The organism is Atribacter sp. (assembly GCF_035418125.1).
Lineage (GTDB): Bacteria > Atribacterota > Atribacteria > Atribacterales > Atribacteraceae > Atribacter > Atribacter allofermentans.
The window spans coordinates 1-5540 of record NZ_DAOLQM010000143.1; the positions used below are offsets into that span (position 1 = coordinate 1).

Annotated in this window: 6 protein-coding genes and 2 pseudogenes; 1 reads left to right on the top strand and 7 read right to left on the bottom strand. The window is 39.8% G+C overall.

Features of this window, described 5'->3' with window-relative positions:
• Positions 1-183 (top strand): hypothetical protein (locus tag PLK24_RS07700; protein ID WP_324477864.1); only part of this gene is annotated, 183 nt, incomplete at its 5' end.
• A gap of 253 nt (positions 184-436) precedes the next feature.
• Here the strand turns inward: PLK24_RS07700 and PLK24_RS07705 are convergent.
• The 7 genes and pseudogenes from PLK24_RS07705 to PLK24_RS11530 all read right to left on the bottom strand — a co-directional run.
• The gene (locus tag PLK24_RS07705; RefSeq protein WP_324477866.1) at positions 437-706 is read right to left on the bottom strand and encodes a hypothetical protein; all 270 of its coding nucleotides are present in this window, start codon (positions 704-706) and stop codon (positions 437-439) included.
• Positions 682-1035 (bottom strand): transposase, encoded by a 354-nt coding sequence (locus PLK24_RS11520; protein ID WP_502876047.1) that lies wholly within the window; start codon positions 1033-1035, stop codon positions 682-684. The genes PLK24_RS07705 and PLK24_RS11520 overlap by 25 nt, the downstream gene beginning before the upstream one ends.
• Positions 929-1462 carry a helix-turn-helix domain-containing protein gene (locus tag PLK24_RS07710; RefSeq protein WP_502876048.1) on the bottom strand — a complete coding sequence of 178 codons (534 nt, stop codon included), beginning with the start codon at positions 1460-1462 and terminating at the stop codon, positions 929-931. Before PLK24_RS07710 ends, PLK24_RS11520 begins: the two co-directional genes overlap by 107 nt.
• 194 nt (positions 1463-1656) lie before the next feature.
• The gene (locus PLK24_RS07715) at positions 1657-2790 is read right to left on the bottom strand and encodes an N-acetyl sugar amidotransferase (protein WP_324477868.1); all 1134 of its coding nucleotides are present in this window, start codon (positions 2788-2790) and stop codon (positions 1657-1659) included.
• Positions 2791-3037: 247 nt separating this feature from the next.
• Positions 3038-3205, bottom strand: a pseudogene (locus PLK24_RS11525) (IS256 family transposase); the annotation flags it as partial.
• A gap of 322 nt (positions 3206-3527) precedes the next feature.
• A complete protein-coding gene (locus PLK24_RS07720; protein WP_324477870.1) occupies positions 3528-4757 on the bottom strand; it encodes a glycosyltransferase in 1230 nt (409 codons plus the stop codon).
• A gap of 396 nt (positions 4758-5153) precedes the next feature.
• Positions 5154-5475, bottom strand: a pseudogene (locus tag PLK24_RS11530) (transposase); the annotation flags it as partial.
• Positions 5476-5540: the final 65 nt, after the last annotated feature.

Sequence of the window (5540 nt, forward strand, 5' to 3'; positions counted from 1 at the left end):
GCGGTGTCGGCTTGTGCCTTCCCCCACCATCTGTCTTCTGAAGAGCGAGAACAAGAGGTTTTTCATCGTTACCCAGAACTCCTCGTGAGATTGCAGAAAGCGGAACTAAAAATAAGTTTTCGATGCTGTCGAAAAACGTTCCGAACCTTTCCTGGACGATCTGTCTTATTAGTGGTACAATAGTTATGTCGGTACCCCTCCTCCTTATTATTTTGGTGATACTTAATAATTTGAGATGGGGTACCGATTTTCCTTATTTCGTGTTCACTTTCTCTTCAAAGACCGATTTCATTCAGTTTTTCGCTTATCTGGTTTTTGTAATGACCACGCACATGTTGAGTAATCAAGATAAAAATGGGTTCAACAAGAAAAATGGACAAAATTAGGCGGTTTTTTCTCCCTGCTCCCACAATTGAAAATACGGTTCTCTTCCAAGTCAAATGGGCAGGAAAATAGTTATGCCAGCCTTGGTACATCGAACTTGAGTTTCCCGAAGACCAAGAAGATCATCAACCTCAGGTATCGAAGTGTCTTGAATCCATAGGAGCGTTTTGTAATCGTTCTCAGCTTGGAATTGTTCCCTTCCATCACGGCGTTGGTCACCCGGTAGGTGAAATAGGCCATAATGCCTTTCAGATGAGTCATAATCGCTTGAGCCTCCTTCAGCATTTCGGGGACTTTCTATTGTTGGCAGAGCTTGATCCAATGATGGAAAAATCTACCTGCCCAGGATGGCTTTTTGTATTTGTACCCTTTTTTGTACATTTGGATCAAGTTGTACGCCTTTACTGTATCCAGGTTAGCCTGGGTGAAGAATTCATCCAGTCGTTCTCTTTGACTCTTTTTGAGCTTTTTGGGGTCTTTCAAAAGTAGATAGCGAATTTTGTTGAACCTCGGGATGTTTTCTTTGTGTTCTCTGCGTCGAATACTATCCAGTACGTCGTTGAGAAGCTTCACAACGTGGACCACCTTGGCTCGTTCTAAGTCCATGAAGCCGGTCAGGTAAACATGCCCTTTTTTTGTGCGCCACTTCATCTATGGAGAGTGTGGTAACCGGTTCTTCTGAGAAATCCTGAAAGTCAACTTCTTTCTCTATGTAGTGCTCTAACACCCTCCAAATACGGTTTTCGCTTACGTCGTATAACTGATGGATCTGCGCTACGCTGGTTACTTGAGCCAAAGAAAGGAGCAGCGCTTCGAAGAAAAGTGTGAATCCGCTTCCTTCCCGAGCCCAGGGTACTTGTACTTGTTTGACACCATCCGGCGTATAGATTCTCGGGACACGCGCGTGCAGATAGGTCTTATACTGAAACAGGTTCATATGCCGCCATTCTCGGATAACCGTATCGTGGACACTACACAGCTCGCCTTTATAGATGAATTTCGCTCCCCGTTTGAAGTCAACGTGGATGTGTATTTCCAGCCCTTTTTGTTCTACATCGCTAATGTACCACGGTTCCACTAATCCAAGCAGTTGCTCGAAAAAAAACGGAAGTCTCTATTCCACTTTTATTTCCTACCAACGGATAGTATTCATTTGGGACTCTATCATAGTCCTTCAGCATCCAATTCCTTATTGTCTGCAACTTTGTTCTTGTCCATATAAAGTGTGGGAGAACTTGTAAACTATTAGGCCAGATTCAATTTGACACAGTATCACGGTGCGCCTTTCGGCCGTTTTATCAATTTCCATAAATAATTTAAAAAAACATAATACCATGTTTTTTCATAAGAAGAATAGTCCCAGAAAGTTTTCGGGGGACTTTTCATTATTTTTCGGAATTCAGAAAGCGATATTTCCATTTTCGAGCAGAAGAACCTGATATCATTCTCCAATTCCTCAGGGGGGTAAGCGGGGTGTTTTAGCTCTTCTAATGCTTGTTCGCGTGTTATTTGGCCGGAGATAATTAAGCTGGATAAATGTGCTTTTCTTTTATCAAATCCGAATTTTACTGGAAGAATATAACCCTGCCAAAACTTCGTTATAATAGATTCGTAATGCTTTCCGCCATAGTCTTGCCATCCGAGCTCTTTCGTGATTAGTTCTTTAGCTTCACTTTTATTGTAGTTTAGATAATTCAAAATGTGGAGCCATTTAATCTTTCGAATCTTTCGGTAGAATATAGTGCTAGTAAAAGAGGTGTGGGGGAAAGCTTTCAAAGTACATCTTGAGTACGTTTTATTAACTGACTTAATGTATTTCCAATCATAATGCCCGCGAGACCAACTTGGAGGCAAAATAGACTCCGTTGAAGAGTTTAAGCCGCTAATAATGAAAGACAGGTTGTTTTTTGCTGCTTGCTGGTTTAGTAAGGAGACGATTCCGTGATCTGAAGTGATTTCTAAGTCAGGAGTAGAAGCTTTCAAAAAAGCTAGTTCCAGGTTTCTAAACTCATTCCATTCTACTTTATAGCGGAAAAGGTCAATATGTAATTTACTACAGATATTGTCGATATTTGCTTCGGCAATGGTTGAATTCCAGGTATTGTCGAAATGGATAGCTAAAGGCCTTAAGCCTAATTCTACGACTTTGTACGCCACGTAAGTGCTATCAACACCACCACTTAGTCCAATAATGCAGTCATATTTCTTACTACTACTTTCCGTTTTTATGTTATGTATAATCGAAAGAAGCTCTGCCTCTTTCTCCATCGGAGAAAGACTTAATGGGGGCCTGTTCAGTGCCTGTTCAGCTGTTTTACAATGATTACAAATACCTCTTTCATCGAATTTTATTTCGGGATCCGTCGTATCCATAACGCATCGTTGGCAAATTTGCAGGTTTTCCACTTTAACCTCCCAAATGCATTCCGGTTATCGAAATTCTAATGGGTTATGATTAAGCCATACAGACGTGTAAAAAAAGGTGAAGTCATTGTCAAATATTGTAAAAAAACGTTAAATCGAGCGTATCCTCCATCAATCCGTTAAACGACAACGTTTTCCATTCTTGAACCGTTGAAATATGGCATCCCTACCAGAACATATCGAATCTCTTTGAATCCTCGCAGTTTGCGCCACCCCTTCTCGACCTGCTGGGATAATTTGTACATCATCGCTAATGTTGTTTTCCGGTCGCCGCAGTTCCTCATTTTTTTATACTGAGCCGTTTGGTATAAAAACTCAATTCTATCGGATCTGTTGTTTTGATATGCTGGAAGTGCGCTGCTAGAAAATCATAGAAAGTTAGCAATTCTTCCGCGTTTCTCGGCAGGCTCTTCCCCGCTTGGGGTTGTATTTCCTCGTAGGTATGGATAAAAACCCACTATTGGCTGATTGACATTTATCGAGCCCGACTCCCGTTTGTATCTCGCGTTCTCGGTGATAGTGATATCCATTTCGGTAGACCAGCCTTCTTCCTTCTTCATCCCGTAGCGTTTTGGTCTTTTCTATATTATTCGTCGATTTTGTTCTTTAAGGGCTATGCTTAGTATGACTCTCGTCCCCTGCTAGGCCCCGTTAATTCAATACTATTGGACCTTATTATTCTGTCTTTAAACAACAATCATTCACTCCGTATCCACCTTTTAGCCTGTAAGACCTCTCGCCTGATTTTTGGTTATGTCATTGTGTTCATCTTGTCCTTCTCTCTGCTTTTTCGTTGTAACTCCGTATATACCTAGTATTTTCATAAACTCCTGAGAATACCGCTTTAGGTTTCCACTCGGTCGATTTCTAAAGGAATTATTGCTATCCAAAATTTGTTTTAATTTTTCGGATATATCAGTGATATTTCTTGCTTTATAAAGCCAGATACCGTCATTTAGAAATTGCCTAATCTCCGTAATATCATCTTCCTCCTTAACAGGTAATAGAACAGAGCAGCCTGCATAGTAGCCCTCGAAAACTGTTCTTCCAAGAGGTAAAAAATCTTCACATCTTACGATGACATCAAGGATTGGAAAAATAACGTCCATTTCATCGAATCCTCCGAGAATCCTTAAATTCGCGCATTTTTTCGCTTTTTCTGAAACGAGAGAATAATAATTAGAATTTCCGCTAGTACCGATAACTAAAAAAAGCGTGTTTTCTTTGTCATAGTAAGCCTCAGCTAAATCAATAAAAAAGGATTGACCTTTTATTGGTTGAATTCTTCCAATCAAAGCAACAGTTTTCAATTCCGGACTCAAGTTAATCCGCTCATACAGTGTTTTTCGATCTGTCTCTCTGAGCATCCTCGCATTCTCCATATCAAAAGGGTTTCTGAGAACTTCGACATCTTTTGCGATTCCACGTAAGGCTTTTTTGACGCCTTCGTCAATTCCAATAATTTTGTAGGCTCTTAACAATGCTTTCCGAAGGAGTTTTTTGGTCATTATATTTACATTCTCATTGTAGATTTCCCTTATGTGGATAATTGTCTTATATTTTTTAGGTAAGATAAAAAGTAAAGGCCATATTGTGAGAGAGTTTAAATGAATTAAGTCGGGTTTCAAATGCTTCAATAGTAATCTTAAATAAAAAAAACAGTAAATTATTGAGACTATGTTTTTAACCATATATTTAAAAGTATTATATAAAGACTTTTCATGTCCTTTATGAATTCTACTCGACGGAAGTAGTATTGATTTCTTATAATTGAGCCCTTTCAACATTTCAGGTTTTATTGACGTAAATTTTAAAAAGGGTTTCGCGTAAAGAAGGAAAATGTCTTCTTTTTTTACGATATCGTTCGTTAGCAGAGATTTTATATGTAAGCTTAAACTCCTTGCGGCCCCGTAAATACCGATATCATGAGTTATGAATAAAATTTTCATAATGTAATTATGTGCCCTCCTGATTACAACAAACTGAGTACGGGTAATCGAAAATGCTGTTGTTAATAACATAAAGACAAATTAAAAGCGGAAATATCATAATAAATGACTTGATTGATGTTTATCTTTCCTTCTGTAAAACAGCAGAGGAAGAAAAACCAATCAGATTCTCTTTCGAGTTAAATCGGTGAGGTATAGTTATTACTGCCATTGTACATAAATATCGGAGTTATTGTCAAATGTTGTGGAATAAGCGAAATCGAGCGTATCCTCCATCAATCCGTTAAACGACTACATTTTTCATTCTTGAACCGTTGAGATACTGATTCCCTTCCAGAACGTATTGAATCTCTTTGAATCCCCGCAGTTTGCGCCGCCCCTTCTCCACCTGTTGGGATAATTCGTACATCATCGCTAACGTTGTTTTTCGGTTGCCACATTTCCTCATCTTTTTTGTCCTGAGCCGTATAGTCGAAAAGCTCGATTCTATCGGATTCGTCGTTCTGATATGCTGGAAGTGCGCTGCTGGAAAATCATAGAATGTCAGCAATTCCCCCGCGTCTTTCGTTAGACTCTTCACCGCTTTGGGGTATTTGTCCTCGAAGACGTTACCGAATCTTCCTATGCCTCTTTCCGCTTGGGCTTTGTCCGGCGATAGATAGATTTCCTGGAGCATCTTTTTTGCCATCGGGTGGAGTTTCTTCGGCAGCTGGTTCAATACGTTCGCCGTTTTATGGACCCAACACCGCTGTTCTCTTGTTTGAGGGTATACCTCCCTTAACG